Below are 17,840 nucleotides of genomic sequence, written 5' to 3' on the forward strand. Positions count from 1 at the left end.
AGCCCGCTCCCACATTTTGTTCCGCGTTAACCGGCCTTTTTCAGCGCCTCAATCAACTCATCCTTGCGCATGGTCGAGCGCCCGGAAATGTCCTTGGCACGCGCTGCTCTCAGCAAGCTTTCCTTGGTCTGCGTACCCAGCGAAACCCGGCTGTTACGCGGATGCCCCTAACGGCTGGCAGCAGCCCGCTTGGCCGACTCATGCCGGTCCTGGGACTTCTTCGCCGGCGCCTTGCGCTGGCCTGAACCGCCGGCCTTTTCGCCGCCGCCAGACTGCTTGTTGACGGTGGCCCAGGCCCGCGCCTCGGCTTCTTCTTTCGACAAGCCCTGGTGCTCATAACTCTCTTCGATATGGGCGGCCTTGCGCTTCTGTTCGGTGGTGTATTTGGCTTTGCTTCCACGAGGCATTGCGATACTCCTTCTGGCCCTCATACAAGATACAAGGGCCAGACCAGGCAAGGTGTGTTATTGGCCCGCTTCGCTTTCCAGCTTGCGAGCCGCTTCCACGCCGGACGCGGTGAGCTTGATCGGCAGGTTCAGCGAATGTTCACCGGCATCGTTGCAGGTCACATGGCCTTCCTTGATCCACCCGCGGTCCTGCAAGGTGGCCAAGGCGCTGGCCACCACTTTTTCACCTCGGTAGTTGTCCAGCACTTCTTTGCCCAACCCACTGGGATGAGCGTGGAGCAGACGGGTGAGGACTTCTTTTTCAAGGTTGTGATCGACGTTCATGCATACCTCTTCACTGGGAAATGGTTGGGTGTTCGTCTTTCTTGCGCATTAAGGCGCTGGCTGTTTTGGCGCGCCGGGGATGTTGGAGTCGTCACCCTTGTTGATCGAGGGCGAAGTGGCACCTGGGCCCATTTTGCCGTTGGGCACCGCACCGCTGTTGCGATTGGTGTCGTCGCCCTGGGTGCGTGGGTCCCTGCTGTTGTCGATGATGGCGCCGCCGTTGGTGTCCATGCCGGTACCCATCGAGTCCTTCGACTCTTGGGCGGCCGGGTTGGGCGGGCTGCCGACAGGGTCGGTCGGGCCGGTGCTGGAACCTGTGGTGGCGGCAAAGCTGCTCAGCGAAACAGCAGACAGCAAACCGGTGAGGGCGAGGGCGGCAAATTTGGAAGTCGTCATGATGGTGTCTCCATATGATTAATGTCCTTACCTGATATTGGTCCGCCCTCGTTTGTGATTCGTGCCTCGATACCGACGAACGGTCTTAGGTCGCTTGTAAGATTTTGTGTGACGAGATTCGGCGCCAGATCAACCGCGCCACCGTGATCAGCCAATTGAGCAGCGCCACCGCCAGTACGCTCATCAACAGGGTCGGCATGCCGTATTCGACGATGACCTTGCCCGCCAGCAGCGGGAAACCGAACACCCCGATAAAGTACGCCAGGCTGAACAACAGCAACGCCTGGGAGGTGGTGCCAGCGGGTGCCTCGTTCGCAGCCAAACCATTGATCACCGAATACGTCAGCCCGTAACCGACGCCCAGGGTGACGGCTGCCAGCAGGTAGCTGTAGTTGCCGCTGACCCTGAACCCGAACAGGAAAATCGACACCAGCATCAACCCCGACAACACACACGCCGCCCAATACGGATCACGCTTGACCACGATGCCGGCGATCAGCAGGCGGCTGGTAATCGCCGCACTCATGAAGCCCAGGAAGAACAGCGAATAGTCCAGCCCGTGCAGCGTTGCGTAGCTGGTCTGGAAACTCGACAGCCCGCCAAACACGCAACCGCCGAGGCCCACCATGATGATCGCGAACACCGCTTTCGATGACAGCACCTGGCGCGTGGCCGACCAGGAAATCTTCGCCACCGGCGCGGTGTGTTGACTCAGCGCGCGACCCAGTCGCCAGAAAATCAGCACACCCACCAGGCTCGCCAGCGCTGCTATATGAAAGGCCGCCGTCAGCGAAAAATCCAGGGCACTTGCCGCCCGCCCCAGCAGTGGCCCGGAGCCGATTCCGGTCATCATGCTGCCCGACAGCAGGGCAAAATACTTGGCCCGTTGCGCCGGTTCCACCAGCATCGCGACGATGATCGGCCCCAACGTGTAGAACACGCCCCAGCCCAATCCCAACGACAAGCCAAAGAACATCAAGCCCTCGCCGAACCCCGGCGCCAGCGCAAAGCCCAGGCACGCCACCACCAGCAATACGCCGAGCAGGGCGATCGACCTGGCAGCCCCCAGCAGGTCGGCCAGATGCCCGGAAACCAGCACCGCCACAAAGGTGCTGAGCATCGCCATGGAGATCACGCTGCCGGCGTCGTGTTCGTTGCCGCCGCGCGAATGGATCAGCAGCGACAGCAAGAATGTCGAGCCATAGGACAGGGAAAGCAGGTAGCTGGCGAGGCAGAAGAGGGCGAACAGTTTTCCGCCAACCGCAGGTGAGGCGTGCATGGAAGAGCCTTGCGTCTGTTGGATTTATGCCCAACTTTTTACCATGCACGGCACGTGGGATTGTTCTGTGGTTCGCGGCGCTTGCGTTAGCCCGCAGCGGAGTATGGTGTGCCGATTTCTTCGATGAACAGGTCCATGAATCCCTTCAGCCGTTCATGGCGCGCCAGGGCCATGCGTTGCCCCGTCGGCGTCTGAAATCCGCCCGCCAGATGCAGCAGCTTGGTCTGGAAATGGTCGAGGCAAAAGCGCTTGTCGTCGTACTCGCGATGCTGCGCCGTTGGGTCAGCCGGGTCATACAGCCCGCTGCCCATGCGCCCGGCGATGTAAAATGTGCGGGCCACGCCGATCATGCCCAGGGAATCCAAGCGGTCGGCATCCTGCATGATCTTTGCTTCAAGCGTCACCGGCGTCAGGCCCGCCGAAAAGCTGTGGGTCTCGATGGCGTGGGTCACCGCTGCAATCGTCTCGGGCTGCCACGCCAACCCCTGCAAAATCTGCCCGGCCTTGTCCGCCGCCAATGTTGAGGCCTTGGAACGCAACGGCGAATTCTTCTCCACCGCGACGCAGTCATGGAGCAGCACCGCCGCCAGCAGCACCTCCAGATCGCCACCTTCCTCTGTCTGGATCGACCGCACGTTGTGCCACACCCGTTGCAAGTGGGACAGGTCGTGGGCGCCGTCTTCCGAAGGCTCAAGGGCGTGAGGCAATAACGTCGCGGCGAGGTCGGTCAAGGGCGTGAAGGGCATGGGGATTCTCAAAGGTCGATGGCCTGCAGGTTAGCCGCGAATCAAATTGCACTGCAATCGGTCATTAAAGCGCCTTAGTATGTGTGCTCTCTTTCCCTGACAAGGCCTGCCCATGACCATCGAGATTCGCCCCGCCGTGCCCAGCGATGCTGCGCAGATCCTGACCTTCATCACCGAGCTTGCCGACTATGAAAAAGCCCGGCACGAAGTGATCGCCAGCGTGGTGGACATCGAGCGCAGCCTGTTCAGTGAAGGTGCCACCGCCCACGGCCTGATCTGCCTGCGCGACGGTTTGCCGATCGGCTTTGCGGTGTTCTTTTTCAGCTATTCCACGTGGCTGGGCAGCAACTGCCTGTACCTCGAAGACCTGTACATCAACCCCGAGCAACGCGGTGGCGGGGCGGGCAAGAAGTTGCTGCGCCACCTGGCGAAAATCGCCTGTGACAACGGCTGCGGGCGTTTCGAGTGGAGCGTGCTGGACTGGAACGAGCCGGCCATCGCGTTCTACAAATCCATCGGTGCCCAGCCCCAGGAAGAGTGGGTACGCTACCGCATGGAAGGCGACGCCCTCAGGGATTTCGCACAGGGTTAATTGTGCATAAAGGACCGGCTTTTAAAGCCGGTTTTTTTATATATTTGCTCACTATATGGGATGATAATTTATATATTGAGATGTTCCGGTTTCTGGGTTTATAGTCTTGCGCATCAGCACTCACTACCAAAAACAAAACAGGTGAAGCGATGCAGGCACAACCGTTGTCGTTACCTCCGGTGCCCGAGCCGACTTACGGCGAGCGACTGAAGAACAAAGTCGTGGTCATCACCGGTGCCGCCCAAGGCATTGGCGAGGCTATCGTCGCCTGCTTCCAGGCTCAGCAGGCGCGCCTGGTGATCGGTGATATCCAGGGCGAGAAGGTCGAGCGGGTCGCCGCCCACTGGCGCGAACACGGCGCCGAGATCTACGCACAACCTGTCGACATCACTTCCAAGGATCAATGGCGCGCCCTGGTGGACGTAGCTATCGAACGCTTTGGCCGCGTTGATGTGCTGGTCAATTGCGCCGGCGTCAACGTGTTCCGCGACCCGCTGGAAATGACCGACGAAGACTGGCGCCGCTGCTTCGCCATCGACCTCGACGGCGCCTGGTACGGCTGCCGTACCGTGTTGCCGCACATGATCGAGCAAGGCATCGGCAACATCATCAATATCGCCTCCACCCATTCCAGCCACATCATTCCGGGCTGCTTCCCGTACCCGGTGGCCAAGCACGGCCTGCTCGGGCTGACCCGCGCGCTGGGCATCGAATACGCGCCCAAGGGCATCCGCGTAAATGCCATCGCGCCGGGCTATATCGAAACCCAGCTCAACGTCGATTACTGGAACGGCTTTGCCGACCCGCACGCCGAGCGCCAGCGTGCCTTCGACCTGCACCCGCCCAAGCGCATCGGCCAGCCGATTGAAGTGGCGATGACGGCACTGTTTCTTGCGACCGATGAGGCGCCCTTTATCAATGCCACCTGCCTGATGATCGATGGTGGGCGGTCGGTGATGTACCACGATTAAAACTTTTCCAAATAACAAGAAGAGGTGGTTCATGCTCAAGAAAACACTAGGCACCCTTGCCCTCACGATGGCGCTCAGCGGCCTGGCCTCTGCCGAAGAAGTAAAGATCGGCTTCCTGGTCAAGCAGGCGGAAGAGCCCTGGTTCCAGACCGAATGGGCCTTCGCTGAAAAAGCCGGCAAGGACCATGGTTTCACCGTGATCAAGATCGCCGTGCCCGACGGCGAGAAAACCCTTTCCGCCATCGATACCCTGGCCGCCAACGGCGCCAAGGGTTTCGTGATCTGCCCGCCGGACGTGTCCCTCGGCCCTGCGATCATGGCCAAGGCCAAGCTGAATAACCTCAAAGTGCTGGCGGTAGACGACCGCTTCGTCGACGCCAAGGGCAAGCCCATGGAAGACGTGCCTTACGTCGGCCTGGACGCCTACAAGATCGGCCAGAAACAAGGCGAAGCCATGGCCACCGAAGCCAAGCATCGCAACTGGGACTGGAAGGACACCTACGCCGTCATCAATACCTTCGACGAGCTGGAAACCGGCAAGAAACGCACCGACGGGTCGGTAGAAGGCCTCAAGGCCGCCGGCCTGCCGGTTGACCATATCCTGTTCACCGCGCAAAAAACCCTCGACGTGCCGGGCGCCATGGACTCCACCAACTCGGCCCTGGTGAAACTGCCCAGCGGTGCGAAAAACCTGCTGATTGGCGGCATGAACGACAGCACCGTACTGGGCGGCGTACGCGCCACCGAAAGCGCCGGCTTCAAGGCCACAAACGTGATTGGCGTGGGCATCAACGGCACCGACGCCATCGAAGAACTGAAGAAATCCGACACCGGTTTCTACGGCTCGATGCTGCTCAGCCCCGATGCGTCCGGCTATAAAACCGCGACCTCGATGTTCGAGTGGGTGACCAAAGGCACTGAGCCTGCCAAGTTCACCGCACTGGATAACGTGACCCTGATCACCCGCGCCAACTTCAAGGAAGAGTTGAGCAAGATCGGTCTGTGGAAATGAACAGCGCCGCAGCAGAAAGCCTGCGCTTCAACGGCATCGGCAAGGAGTTTCCCGGGGTGAAGGCCCTGGCGCAGATCAGCTTTGAAGCGCGGCCCCATTCGGTGCATGCGCTGATGGGCGAGAACGGCGCGGGCAAGTCGACCTTGCTGAAAATCCTCGGCGGTTTTTATCCGCCCAACAGCGGCAGCTTGCAGTTGGGCGAACGCAGCGTGAGTTTCAAGTCGGCGGCCGACAGCATCGCCAGCGGCATCGCAGTGATTCACCAGGAGCTGCAACTGGTGCCGGAAATGACCGTCGCCGAGAACCTCCTGCTGGGGCATATGCCGTCGCGCTTTGGCGTGGTCAATCGCGGCGCGATGGTGCGCAAGGCGCGGGAGCTGCTCAAGGGCCTGGCGGATGAAATCGATCCGAACATGCGCCTGGGCAGCCTGTCCCTCGGCCAGCGGCAACTGGTGGAAATCGCCAAGGCCATGTCGCGCAATGCCCATGTGATTGCGTTCGATGAGCCCACCAGCAGCCTCTCGGCCCGTGAGATCGAGCGGCTGATGGTGATCATCGCCCGGCTGCGGGATGAAGGTCGGGTGATCCTCTACGTGTCGCACCGCATGGAGGAAGTGTTCCGGATTTGCGATGCGGTCACGGTGTTCAAGGACGGGCGCTTCGTGCGCACCTTCGAGGACATGACGCAGTTGAACGTCGACCAGTTGGTCAACTGCATGGTCGGGCGCGATATCCAGGATATCTACGACTACCGGCCGCGCGAGCACTGCGGTGAAGCGCTGCGAGTCGAAGGTTTGCTCGGGCCGGGGTTGCAGGAACCGGTGAGCCTGCAGGTGAACAAGGGCGAGATTCTCGGGCTGTTCGGCCTGGTGGGGGCCGGGCGCACAGAGTTGTTGCGCCTGCTCGCCGGGCTGTCCCGCAGCACCCAGGGGACCCTGGTGCTGCATGGCCAGGCGCAGACGTTCAAGACACCACGGGATGCGATTGCGGCGGGGGTGTTGCTCTGCCCCGAGGACCGCAAGAAGGAAGGCATCGTGCCCCGCGCGAGTGTTGCGGAGAACATCAATATCAGTGCGCGGCGTGACCATGCGCGCTTCGGCTGGCTGATCCAGGGCGGCTGGGAACGCACCAACGCCCAGCGGCAGATCAGCGCGCTGAACGTGCGCACGCCGTCGGCGGACCAGCCGATTCTGTTCCTGTCGGGCGGCAATCAGCAGAAGGCGATTCTCGGCCGCTGGTTGTCGATGCCGATGAAAGTGTTGCTGCTGGACGAGCCGACCCGCGGCATTGATATCGGTGCGAAATCGGAGATCTACCAGATCATTCATAACCTGGCGGCCAGTGGCATCGCGGTGATCGTGGTGTCCAGCGACCTGATGGAAGTGATGGGCATCTCCGACCGCATCCTGGTGATGAGCGAAGGCGCCCTGACCGGCGAATTGACCCGCGATCAAGCGGACGAAGCACGGCTGCTGCAACTGGCTCTTCCGCGTACGCGGGACTGAAGAATACGAGGTGGGTATGTCACAGGTAAAAACTGCAAGAAGCTTCTGGCCGGGGTTCAACCAGCGCAAGTTTCTCGATGATTGGGTCATGCTGCTGGCGGCCTTGAGCATCTTTGTGCTCAGCGCCATCTTCATCGACAACTTCCTCTCACCGCTGAACATGCGTGGCCTGGGGCTGGCGATTTCCACTGTGGGGATTGCGGCCTGCACCATGCTGTTTTGCCTGGCGTCGGGGCACTTCGACTTGTCGGTGGGTTCGGTGATCGCCTGTTCGGGCGTGGTGGCGGGGATCGTGATTCGCGACACCGACAGCGTGTTCTTCGGCGTGTCGGCGGCGTTGGCCATGGGCCTGGTGGTGGGGCTGATCAACGGCATCGTGATCGCCAAGCTGCGGATCAACGCGTTGATCACGACGCTGGCGACGATGCAGATCGTGCGTGGGCTGGCGTATATTTTTTCCAACGGCAAGGCGGTCGGCGTGATGGACGAAAACTTCTTCGTCTTTGGTAACGGCCAGCTGTTTGGCGTGCCGGTGCCAATCGTCATCACCGTGCTGTGCTTTGTGTTTTTTGGCTGGTTGCTGAACTACACCACCTACGGGCGCAACACCATGGCCATCGGTGGCAACCAGGAAGCGGCGCTGTTGGCCGGGGTGAATGTCGATCGCACCAAGATCATCATCTTTGCCGTGCACGGCGTGATCGGCGCGTTGGCCGGGGTGATCCTGGCGTCGCGGATGACCTCGGGGCAACCGATGATTGGCCAGGGGTTCGAGTTGACGGTGATCTCGGCGTGCGTGCTGGGCGGGGTGTCGCTGAGCGGCGGGATCGGGATGATCCGGCATGTGATTGCCGGGGTGCTGATTCTGGCGATCATCGAAAACGCGATGAACCTGAAGAATATCGACACCTTCTACCAATACGTGATTCGCGGCTCGATCCTGTTGCTGGCGGTGATTATCGACCGCATGAAACAGCGATAAAAAGGGCGCCACACGACCAATGTGGGAGCGGGCTTGCTCGCGAAAACGGTGTGTCAGTCAGCCTATGCATTAACTGGAAAACCGCATTCGCGAGCAAGCCCGCTCCCACATTTTGATCTCCTCTGTTTTGCTGGTCCGCATTTGCCATAATGCTCGCCGTTTTCGTACTTCCCAATAGGCCCGATATGCAGGAAAACGCCCAAACTCCCGTCAAAGAAGCCGCGCCCACCGGCACTCAAACCCTGCTTCGTGGCCTGGGCGTGGTGCAGGCAGTGGCGGCCGGTGCGCGGGATCTGAAGGAAATCGCCAAGCGCATCGGCACCACCCGCAGCACCACTCACCGCCTGGCCAGTTGCCTGGTGGAAGAACGCTACCTGCGCGTAGTGCCGCAAGTCGGTTATCTGCTGGGTCCCAAATTGATCGAGCTGGGTTTCCAGGCCCGTGAAGAACTGCCTTTGGTCAGCCTGGCAGTGCCGTATCTGGACGAGTTGTCGGCGTTGACCGGCGATACCATCCACCTGGCTATTCGCGAATACGACGACGTGCTGTACCTGCACAAGAACCCTGGCCGCAACGGCCCGGAAATGCGCTCGCGCGTCGGCCATCGCATGCCGCTGGCGCGCACCGGGATCGGCAAGGCGTTGCTGCTGGATGACAGCGTGGAAGAGTGGCAGCGCCTGTATCAGGTCAGCTTGCCGACGGGCGGGAAGAATCTGCAGTGGCCGCAGCACCCCGAGCAATCCTGGGCGCAGTTTGAACAGCGCATGCAGGAATACGTGGCGGGCGGTTATGCATTCGATCTGGAAGACAACGAACCGTCGATCCGTTGTGTCGCGGCACCGGTGCGCGATGCCAGCCGGCGAATCGTCGCCGGCATCAGCATCGCCAGTACCGTGCCCTACATGCCGCTGGAGAAAATGGCCGAGCTGATCCCTGTGATCAAACAGGTCGCAGCACGGCTGTCAGCGGAGTTGGGCGCGAAGGCCTGATCAGGCCGTGATCGTTCCCATGCTCCGCGTGGGAATGCCGCTTCGGACGCTCCGCGTCCAGCAGGACTTGAGCCCTGCGCAACGGTGACGCAGAGCGTCACAGCATGCGTTCCCACGCAGAGCGTGGGAACGATCATGATCAGGCCTTCAGGGTCGCCATGTCGATCACGAAGCGGTACTTCACATCACCGGCAATCATGCGGGTGTAGGCTTCGTTGATCTGGCGGATGTCGAGCATCTCGATGTCGCAGGTGATGCCGTGCTCGGCGCAGAAATCCAGGACTTCCTGGGTTTCGGCAATCCCACCGATCAACGAACCGGCCAGCACCTTGCGGCCCAGCACCAGCTTGGCAGCGTTGACGGGCGGGTCGACCGGCTCGATCAAACCTACCAGGATGTGCACGCCGTCAAAGCGCAGTACGTCGAGGTACGGGTTCAGGTCGTGCTGCACCGGGATGGTGTCCAGCAGGAAGTCGAAATGCCCGGCAGCGGCTTTCATCTGGGCTTCGTCGGTGGACACGATCACGTGGTCGGCGCCCTGGCGACGGCCTTCTTCAGCCTTGCTCGCGGAGCGGGTGAACAGCGTCACTTCCGCGCCCATGGCCTTGGCGAACTTGATGCCCATATGGCCCAAACCACCCATGCCCAGAACGCCAACCTTGTCGCCAGCCTTCACGCCGTAGTGCTTGAGCGGCGAGTAAGTGGTGATGCCGGCGCAGAGGATCGGCGCGGCGCTGGCCAGGTCGAGCTTGGCCGGGATCTTCACCACGAAGTGCTCGCTGACCACGATGCTGTCGGAGTAGCCGCCCATGGTGTTGCTGCCGTCGACCCGGTCCGGGGTGGCGTAGGTCATGGTCGGGCCTTCGAGGCAGTATTGCTCGAGGTCCGCGTGGCAGGCGTCGCAGTGACGGCAGGAGTCGACCATGCAGCCAACACCCACCAGGTCACCGACTTTGTGCGCGGTGACGCTGGCGCCGACGGCGGTGACTTTACCGACGATCTCGTGGCCCGGCATCAGCGGGTACACGGCGATGCCCCATTCGTTGCGTGCCTGGTGGATGTCGGAGTGGCAGACGCCGCAGTAGAGAATTTCGATCGCCACGTCATCGACGCGCGGGCTACGGCGTTCGAAGGACATGGGGGCGAGGGGAGTGGTGGCCGATTGAGCGGCATAACCGATGGCGGTGTACATGGAGAAACCTCGCAGGTGCAGTAACAGGTGAGGTGGCGCATTCTCCGCGCCGTGCCTGGGTGCGGCCATGGCGATTGCTCCGAGTCTCATGCCTATTCGTCCGGGAGTGCACCTGGATTGGATCGTTGTGGCGCCAGACCTGCGATGATGGTCTCATCCCCTTTTTCGCGAAGTTTTTGCCATGTTGTTGACCCGTCATGTCGATGCCAATGCCGCGTTGGTTGCCTTGATCGAACCCCTGACACCCCGTGATGGGTTCTCGCCCACGAACCTGCCGGGCGTGCAGGTATTGCGTGCCAGTTGCGATGTGGCGCGGGGCCCGCAGATTTATGAACCGAGCCTGATGATCGTCGCCCAGGGCAGCAAGGTCGCGTACCTGGGCCCGCGTACCCTGGAGTACGGCGCGGGGCATTACCTGATCCAGGCGATGCCGGTGCCGTTCGAATGCGAGACTTTTGCCATGCCGAATGCACCGCTGTTGGGGGTGACGGTGGGCATTGATCGGGTGGTGCTGGGTGAGTTGGTGATGGCGATGGGGATCCAGAGCGGGCCACCGCCAGCGGCGCAAACGTTGGAGTCGATGAGTTCGGTGGTGCTGGACGACGCCATGCGCGGCTGTGTCGAACGCCTGTTGCAGTGCCTGCACGATCCGCTGGAGAGCCGGATCATGGGTCCGGCGCGGGTGCGGGAATTATTGTTCACCGCATTGTGCGGGCCACAGGCGGATGTGTTGCGGGCGTTGGTGGAGCAGCAGGGGCAGTTTTCGCGGGTGGCGACTTCGTTGAATCACCTGCATGCCCATTACGCCGAGCCGCTGAATATCGAGACATTGGCAGGTTATGCGCACATGAGTGCGTCGACCTTCCACGAACACTTCAAGCGCTGCACGCTGTTGTCGCCGGTGCAGTACCTCAAGCGTCTGCGGTTGCTCAAGGCACAGCAGTTGCTGTTGGTGGAGGGCATGGGCGTGGCGCAGGCGGCCCACAGTGTGGGGTATCAGAGCACGTCGCAGTTCAGCCGGGAGTACAAGCGCTACTTCGAGCGCAGCCCCGGGGATGAGCGGGTTGCGTAGCTCTCCCGGGCACAATTCGGTCAAAAATGTGGGAGCGGGCTTGCTCGCGAAAGCGGTGGTTCAGCCAAAATATCTGTGACTGATACACCGCTTTCGCGAGCAAGCCCGCTCCCACATTTGACCGAGTCGATGGGTCTTTTTCCGGGCTACAAAAAAGGCCCCCATTTGGGAGCCTTCTGTTCAAGCAGCGGATTTACATATTCGGGTAAGTCGGCCCACCCGCACCTTCCGGCGTCACCCACGTAATGTTCTGCGAAGGGTCCTTGATGTCACAGGTCTTGCAGTGCACGCAGTTCTGGGCGTTGATCTGGAAGCGCTTCTCGCCGTCTTCCTTGGTGATCACTTCATACACGCCGGCCGGGCAGTAGCGCTGCGCCGGTTCATCGTAGAGCGGCAGGTTGGTGCCGATCGGGATGCTCGGGTCTTTCAGCTTCAGGTGGCACGGTTGTTCTTCTTCGTGGTTGGTACCGGAGATGAACACCGAACTCAGCTTGTCGAAGCTCAGCTTGCCGTCGGGTTTCGGGTAGTCGATCTTCTTGCTGTCCTTGGCCAGCTTGAGGCAGGCGTAGTCCGGCTTGGTATCGTGCAGGGTAAACGGCATTTTGCCGCCGAGGATGTTCTGGTCGAACCAGTTGAAGCCGGCACCAATGATCGGGCCGAACTTGTGCATCGCCGGGCCGAAGTTACGGCTGGCGAACAGTTCTTCGTAGAGCCAGCTGTTCTTGAAGCTGTCGACGTAAGCGGTCAGTTCGTCACCGCCTTCGGATTCGGCGAACAGGCGGTCAGCCACGGCGTCAGCGGCGAGCATGCCGGACTTCATAGCGGTGTGGCTGCCCTTGATCTTGGCGAAGTTCAGGGTGCCCAGGTCGCAGCCGATCAGCGCGCCGCCCTTGAACACCATTTTCGGCAGCGAGTTCAGGCCGCCTTTGCAGATGGCACGGGCGCCGTAGCTGATGCGTTTGCCGCCTTCCAGGTACTGGGCCAGCACGGGGTGATGCTTGAGGCGCTGGAACTCGTCGAATGGCGACAGGAAGGTGTTGCTGTAGGACAGGTCGACGATCAGGCCGACGACCACCTGGTTGTTTTCCAGGTGATAGAGGAACGAACCGCCGGTGTTCTCGGCGCTCATGATGTCCAGCGGCCAGCCGGCGGTGTGCACCACCAGGCCTGGCTGGTGTTTGGCCGGGTCGATTTCCCAGATTTCCTTCAGGCCGATGCCGTAGTGCTGGGCGTCGGCGTCGCTGTCCAGGTTGAAGCGCTGGATCAGTTGCTTGCCGATGTGGCCACGGCAACCCTCGGCGAACAGCGTGTACTTGCCACGCAGTTCCATGCCCGGGGTGTAGACGCCTTCTTTCGGGTTGCCTTCACGGTCGACGCCCAGGTCACCGGTGATGATCCCGCGCACCACGCCGTTTTCGTCGAACAGCGCTTCCTGGGCGGCGAAGCCCGGGTAGACTTCCACCCCCAGGTTCTCGGCCTGCTGGGCGAGCCAGCGGCACAGGTTGCCCAGGGAAATAATGTAGTTGCCTTCGTTGTGCATGGTCTTGGGCACAAAGAAGTCAGGCACCTTGGTGGAAGCTTCGCTGGAGCGCAGTACATAGATGTCATCACGCACAACAGGGGTGTTGAGCGGCGCACCGAGTTCTTTCCAGTCCGGGAACAGTTCGTTCAGGGCACGGGGTTCAAACACGGCACCGGACAGGATATGAGCGCCGACTTCGGAGCCTTTTTCGACCACGCAGACGCTGATTTCCTTACCGGCTTCGGCGGCCTTCTGCTTCAATCGGCAGGCGGCAGACAGGCCAGCCGGGCCAGCGCCGACGATGACCACGTCGAATTCCATGTATTCGCGTTCCACAGGCTATCTCCTACTCAAGGCTCAACGGCTTTTTTTTCTAATGGGTGGAGGTTCGGTAATCCGTCCCACAATGCCTGCATCAATCTCATGCAAGGGGCAGGGAACGACCCACCTTTCTCTCTAGGTGGCGCATTATATCTACACCACTCTCAGCGTCCAATACAAACGTTTGTTTGAATTGCCCGCAAGCTAGGTAAATCAAAGCAACGCGGCTTATAACTGACCATTTTGGCGTATTGACCGGAATAGGCGTTCCGGTCAATATACGGTCGGTTTTGCGCATCCCGTAGGCAGACTGTGGGTTTCAAGGCCACCTCGAAAGACAGGCTGAAGGCAAATAAGGGTGACGCGCGAGCCACGATGGCGCGCAGTTTACACGCCACGATAATGAATGACCTCTCAGTCACCGCTGACGAACGGTCATCACTCCCGTGAGCAAGGTCCCCCGCCGACGATTGCCGGTGTTTTTGGAGGTGCCCTTGTGTGCCGATGAGCATCAAACCGCCAGGTTCGCCTAGGCGACTTTCTTTTCACCGGAGAGTAACGAGGAATCCATGAAGGTTCTTGTAGCTGTCAAACGCGTTGTCGATTACAACGTGAAAGTTCGCGTCAAGGCGGACAATTCCGGCGTCGACCTCGCTAACGTCAAGATGTCGATGAACCCTTTCTGCGAAATCGCCGTGGAAGAAGCCGTACGCCTGAAAGAGAAAGGCGTTGCGACTGAAATCGTCGTCGTTTCCATCGGTCCGACCACTGCTCAAGAGCAGCTGCGTACCGCCCTGGCGCTGGGTGCCGATCGCGCCATCCTCGTCGAATCCGCTGAAGAGCTGACTTCCCTGGCCGTTGCCAAGTTGTTGAAAGCTGTTGTCGACAAGGAACAGCCATCGCTGGTGATCCTCGGCAAACAAGCCATCGACAGCGACAACAACCAGACTGGCCAGATGCTGGCTGCACTGACCGGTTACGGCCAGGGCACCTTCGCCTCGAAAGTCGAAGTGAGCGGCGACAAGGTTGCCGTGACCCGCGAAATCGATGGCGGCGCGCAAACAGTTTCCCTGAAACTGCCCGCCATCGTCACCACCGACCTGCGTTTGAACGAGCCGCGCTACGCGTCCCTGCCAAACATCATGAAAGCCAAGAAGAAGCCTCTCGAAGTGCTGACTCCGGACGCTTTGGGCGTTTCCACCGCCTCCACCAACAAGACCGTCAAAGTCGAAGCGCCGGCTGCACGCAGCGCGGGCATCAAGGTCAAGTCGGTGGCTGAACTGGTCGAGAAACTGAAAAACGAAGCGAAGGTAATCTAACCATGACTATCTTGGTAATCGCAGAACACGACAACAAGGTCGTGGCTCCGGCCACCCTGAACACTGTTGCCGCCGCCGCCAAAATCGGTGGTGATATCCACGTCCTGGTCGCTGGCCAAAACGTTGGTGCCGTGGCTGAGGCCGCTGCCAAAATCGCTGGCGTGAGCAAAGTACTGGTTGCCGATAACGCAGCCTACGCTCACCAATTGCCGGAAAACGTTGCGCCGCTGGTAGCAGAGCTGGGCGCTGGCTACAGCCACATCCTGGCTGCCGCCACCTCCAACGGCAAAAACATCCTGCCGCGCGTTGCTGCGCAACTGGACGTTGACCAGATCTCCGAGATCGTTTCGGTAGAAAGCGCCGACACCTTCAAGCGTCCGATCTATGCCGGTAACGCCATCGCTACCGTGCAGTCCACTGCGTCGGTAAAAGTCATCACCGTGCGTGCCACCGGTTTCGACCCGGTTGCAGCTGAAGGTGGTTCGGCTGCGGTTGAAGCTGTGGCTGCTGCCCACGACGCTGGCACTTCCAGCTTCGTTGGCGAAGAGCTGGCCAAGTCCGATCGTCCGGAACTGACCGCTGCCAAGATCGTCGTTTCCGGCGGCCGCGGCATGCAGAACGGCGACAACTTCAAGCACCTGTACGCCCTGGCCGACAAGCTGGGCGCTGCGGTCGGCGCTTCCCGCGCTGCCGTCGACGCAGGTTTTGTACCCAACGACATGCAGGTCGGCCAGACCGGCAAGATCGTTGCGCCACAGCTGTACATCGCCGTCGGTATCTCCGGCGCAATCCAGCATTTGGCCGGTATGAAAGACTCCAAGGTGATCGTTGCGATCAACAAGGACGAAGAAGCGCCGATCTTCCAGGTGGCTGATTACGGCCTGGTGGCGGACTTGTTCGAAGCCGTACCCGAGTTGGAGAAGCTGGTCTAATCCAGCCGCTTCACTTATAAAGAGCCCGGTCTTTTGACCGGGCTTTTTTTTGCCCGGTAATTTTTCAACTGGAGAACCCTGCCATGGAATTGCGTCCCTGGACTGTACTGCTGGCCCTGTCACTGCTGCCGACGGTGTCGCTGGCGGCGGGCAAATGTGATCGGCTGGTGATCACCGGCAGCCCGGACGCCCCGCCTTATCTGTGGCGTGATCCCCAGGACCCCACGCACTTGATCGGCGCGACCGCCGACATGCTGCAGCAAGTGGCCAAAGACCTCGGGGTGAAAATCGACCTGCTGTACGGCGGCAAACGTTCCCTGGCGCTGGAAGAAGTGCGCAGCGGGCGCATGGACATCCTCGCCGACGCGCCATTGACCCTCGACGCCCTGGACTCCCTCGACTACATCCACCCGGCATTGGTGCAAACCGATTATCTGGTCTGGACCCGCAAGGATTCGACCCTGGCCTACAGCCAGGCCGGCGACCTGCACGGCCACAAGGGCGCGGTGTCGGAAAGGGCACGCCTGAGCCGCGACTTTGAAACCTTCGCCGGTGAGCAACTGACCCTGCAGCGCCTGCCCACCCTGACCCCGGCGTTCCAGAAATTGCTGTTGGGAGAAGTGGACTACGTGCTCGCCGGACGTTATTCCGGCATGGCCATGGCCCAGACCCTGGGCATGAGCAACGACCTGGTGGCGCGGGAAATCCCCATCGACCAGCCGGGCCTGTACCTGGCCATTTCCCACAACTCCGCCTGCAACGATCCGTGGTTGCGCGGACAGCTCGCCAAAAAGATGACAGAATTGCCCGCGTCCGGTCTGGCGGAAACCGCGCTGCAGAGCAATCTTGAGCGCTGGAAAGCGCAGTTGCAGCAACCCGTCGGCACCCCAACAAAGTAGGGATTTTCAGTGACTATTCGACCTCTTTTCGCGGCCCTCGCCGTTGTAGCTCTGGCGGGATGTGCAGCCGATCCTGCGCCGAATGAACAAATGCGCCTGACCCAGCAAGCCCTGGAACAAGCCAGCGCCGTGGGCGCCGTCGCCAGCGATTCGCCCGAGCTGAAGCTGGCGGAAGACAAGTTCACCCAGGCCCGTGCCGACATGGCCGATGAATCCTACAAGGACGCCCGCATGCAGGCTGAAGAAGCCGAGCTGGACGCCCGCCTGGCGGAAGCGCGGGTGCTGACCCGCAAAAGCCAGGAGCAACTGAACGTGCTCAACACCCGTATCACCCGCCTGCGCAAGCAGTTGCAGTTGGGAGACGCCCAATGAGCCCGTTGATGCGTGGGTTGAGCTGTGTGGTGTTGCTGGGCAGTGCGCTGGGTGGTTGTGCGACCCATCCCGACAGTAACCTCGCCTTGCAACAGGCCAGCACTGACTTCCAGAAGGTCAAGGAAGATTCGAATGTGCTGCGTATCGCACCCAAGGACGTGATTCGCGCCGGTGAGTCCCTGGCCCGTGCCGACCGTTTCTCCAGCTTCTGGGGCAGCGGCGCCGATGTGGCGCATTACGCCTACCTGAGCCAGCGCTACAGCGCGATTGCCCGGGAACACACCGAGCAGGCACTCAATCAGGAGCGTGGGGTCAAGCTGGAGCTGGAACGCCAGCGCCTGCAACTGGCCCTGCGTGAAGCCAAGCTCTCCAGCGTTCAGCAACAGGGCAAATGGATTGAGGCGCAGATATCCAGCCTGACCACCGTCCAGCCTGATCGCGGGCTGGTGATGACCCTGGGTGACGTGCTGTTCGATACGGGTGATGCAGAGCTGCAAAACTCGGCCAACCGCACCGTGCTCAAAGTGGTGCAGTTCCTGCAACTGAACCCCAAGCGCGTGGTGCGCATCGAGGGTTACACCGACAATACCGGCGGCGAACAGGAAAATATCAAACTGTCCCGGGACCGCGCTCAAGCGGTTGCGGATGTACTGAGCGACCTGGGGATCGACGAAAAACGCATTCAGGTCGAAGGCTACGGCGATCAGTATCCGGTCGAAGCCAACGCGTCTGAGCGGGGCAGGGCGCAGAACCGTCGGGTAGAAATTGTGTTCTCCGACGAGAAAGGCCAGCTGGGCGCTGCTCGCTGAACCTGTTGTTCAAGATGGAGGGGTGATTCCTGTAGGAGCTGTCGAGCCCCAGCGAGGCTGCGACAGGATCGCCTCGGTGGACCTACGAGACTGAAGTGCCTGCATCGCAGCCTCGCTGAAGCTCGACAGCTCCCACATAAGCCCGATCAATGATCGGGTTTTTTGTGCCCGCGATTCAGTTCGCAACCCTTACAGTTTT

At 60.7% G+C, this 17,840-nt stretch carries 18 protein-coding genes and 1 pseudogene; 12 read left to right on the forward strand and 7 right to left on the reverse strand.

What is annotated here, in order from left to right; translation table 11 throughout:
• Window positions 1-26: 26 nt before the first annotated feature.
• The 5 genes and pseudogenes from HX818_RS04690 to HX818_RS04710 all read right to left on the reverse strand — a co-directional run bounded on the left by HX818_RS04690 (window position 27) and on the right by HX818_RS04710 (window position 3,152).
• A pseudogene (locus HX818_RS04690) lies at window positions 27-407 on the reverse strand (termination factor Rho).
• A gap of 57 nt (window positions 408-464) precedes the next feature.
• Window positions 465-731 carry a hypothetical protein gene (locus tag HX818_RS04695; RefSeq protein WP_004371249.1) on the reverse strand — a complete coding sequence of 89 codons (267 nt, stop codon included), beginning with the start codon at window positions 729-731 and terminating at the stop codon, window positions 465-467.
• Between the two features lie 48 nt (window positions 732-779).
• Window positions 780-1,127 (reverse strand): hypothetical protein, encoded by a 348-nt coding sequence (locus tag HX818_RS04700; RefSeq protein WP_177008408.1) that lies wholly within the window; start codon window positions 1,125-1,127, stop codon window positions 780-782.
• Between the two features lie 85 nt (window positions 1,128-1,212).
• Window positions 1,213-2,406, reverse strand: coding sequence for an MFS transporter (locus HX818_RS04705; RefSeq protein ID WP_087692765.1), 1,194 nt, complete (start codon window positions 2,404-2,406; stop codon window positions 1,213-1,215).
• Between the two features lie 86 nt (window positions 2,407-2,492).
• Window positions 2,493-3,152 carry an HD domain-containing protein gene (locus tag HX818_RS04710; protein WP_177019570.1) on the reverse strand — a complete coding sequence of 220 codons (660 nt, stop codon included), beginning with the start codon at window positions 3,150-3,152 and terminating at the stop codon, window positions 2,493-2,495.
• A gap of 112 nt (window positions 3,153-3,264) precedes the next feature.
• On the opposite strand from HX818_RS04710, the gene HX818_RS04715 reads away from it, so the two are divergent.
• The 6 genes from HX818_RS04715 to HX818_RS04740 all read left to right on the forward strand — a co-directional run bounded on the left by HX818_RS04715 (window position 3,265) and on the right by HX818_RS04740 (window position 9,203).
• Window positions 3,265-3,744 carry a GNAT family N-acetyltransferase gene (locus tag HX818_RS04715; protein WP_004371239.1) on the forward strand — a complete coding sequence of 160 codons (480 nt, stop codon included), beginning with the start codon at window positions 3,265-3,267 and terminating at the stop codon, window positions 3,742-3,744.
• Window positions 3,745-3,893: 149 nt separating this feature from the next.
• A complete protein-coding gene (locus tag HX818_RS04720) occupies window positions 3,894-4,715 on the forward strand; it encodes an SDR family oxidoreductase (RefSeq protein WP_177019571.1) in 822 nt (273 codons plus the stop codon).
• A gap of 31 nt (window positions 4,716-4,746) precedes the next feature.
• Window positions 4,747-5,727, forward strand: coding sequence for a substrate-binding domain-containing protein (locus HX818_RS04725; protein ID WP_008434927.1), 981 nt, complete (start codon window positions 4,747-4,749; stop codon window positions 5,725-5,727).
• On the forward strand, window positions 5,724-7,232 hold the full coding sequence (gene araG, locus HX818_RS04730) for an L-arabinose ABC transporter ATP-binding protein AraG (RefSeq protein ID WP_004371233.1): 1,509 nt from the start codon (window positions 5,724-5,726) through the stop codon (window positions 7,230-7,232). Before HX818_RS04725 ends, araG begins: the two co-directional genes overlap by 4 nt.
• A 16-nt stretch (window positions 7,233-7,248) precedes the next feature.
• Window positions 7,249-8,214, forward strand: coding sequence for an L-arabinose ABC transporter permease AraH (gene araH, locus HX818_RS04735; RefSeq protein WP_004371231.1), 966 nt, complete (start codon window positions 7,249-7,251; stop codon window positions 8,212-8,214).
• A gap of 185 nt (window positions 8,215-8,399) precedes the next feature.
• Window positions 8,400-9,203 carry an IclR family transcriptional regulator gene (locus HX818_RS04740; RefSeq protein ID WP_004371229.1) on the forward strand — a complete coding sequence of 268 codons (804 nt, stop codon included), beginning with the start codon at window positions 8,400-8,402 and terminating at the stop codon, window positions 9,201-9,203.
• 139 nt (window positions 9,204-9,342) lie between these two features.
• Here the strand turns inward: HX818_RS04740 and HX818_RS04745 are convergent, their stop codons facing one another.
• On the reverse strand, window positions 9,343-10,395 hold the full coding sequence (locus HX818_RS04745; RefSeq protein ID WP_177019619.1) for an NAD(P)-dependent alcohol dehydrogenase: 1,053 nt from the start codon (window positions 10,393-10,395) through the stop codon (window positions 9,343-9,345).
• A gap of 181 nt (window positions 10,396-10,576) precedes the next feature.
• Here HX818_RS04745 and HX818_RS04750 point away from each other — a divergent pair, with 181 nt between their 5' ends.
• Complete coding sequence (locus tag HX818_RS04750) at window positions 10,577-11,467, forward strand: AraC family transcriptional regulator (protein WP_177019572.1); 891 nt, start codon at window positions 10,577-10,579, stop codon at window positions 11,465-11,467.
• A gap of 193 nt (window positions 11,468-11,660) precedes the next feature.
• Here HX818_RS04750 and HX818_RS04755 read toward each other — a convergent pair whose 3' ends face one another.
• Window positions 11,661-13,325, reverse strand: coding sequence for an electron transfer flavoprotein-ubiquinone oxidoreductase (locus HX818_RS04755; protein ID WP_008434918.1), 1,665 nt, complete (start codon window positions 13,323-13,325; stop codon window positions 11,661-11,663).
• A 554-nt stretch (window positions 13,326-13,879) separates the two neighbouring features.
• On the opposite strand from HX818_RS04755, the gene HX818_RS04760 reads away from it, so the two are divergent.
• The 5 genes from HX818_RS04760 to HX818_RS04780 all read left to right on the forward strand — a co-directional run bounded on the left by HX818_RS04760 (window position 13,880) and on the right by HX818_RS04780 (window position 17,641).
• A complete protein-coding gene (locus HX818_RS04760; protein WP_004371224.1) occupies window positions 13,880-14,629 on the forward strand; it encodes an electron transfer flavoprotein subunit beta/FixA family protein in 750 nt (249 codons plus the stop codon).
• A 2-nt stretch (window positions 14,630-14,631) separates the two neighbouring features.
• A complete protein-coding gene (locus HX818_RS04765; RefSeq protein ID WP_004371223.1) occupies window positions 14,632-15,561 on the forward strand; it encodes an electron transfer flavoprotein subunit alpha/FixB family protein in 930 nt (309 codons plus the stop codon).
• Between the two features lie 83 nt (window positions 15,562-15,644).
• Entirely contained in the window at window positions 15,645-16,460 is an 816-nt protein-coding gene (locus tag HX818_RS04770; RefSeq protein ID WP_177019573.1) for an ABC transporter substrate-binding protein, read from the forward strand.
• A 9-nt stretch (window positions 16,461-16,469) separates the two neighbouring features.
• The gene (locus HX818_RS04775) at window positions 16,470-16,832 is read left to right on the forward strand and encodes a DUF4398 domain-containing protein (protein WP_008434912.1); all 363 of its coding nucleotides are present in this window, start codon (window positions 16,470-16,472) and stop codon (window positions 16,830-16,832) included.
• On the forward strand, window positions 16,829-17,641 hold the full coding sequence (locus HX818_RS04780) for an OmpA family protein (RefSeq protein ID WP_004371220.1): 813 nt from the start codon (window positions 16,829-16,831) through the stop codon (window positions 17,639-17,641). Before HX818_RS04775 ends, HX818_RS04780 begins: the two co-directional genes overlap by 4 nt.
• Window positions 17,642-17,840 lie beyond the last annotated feature (199 nt).

This window comes from Pseudomonas sp. F9001 (assembly GCF_013385435.1).
GTDB lineage: Bacteria > Pseudomonadota > Gammaproteobacteria > Pseudomonadales > Pseudomonadaceae > Aquipseudomonas.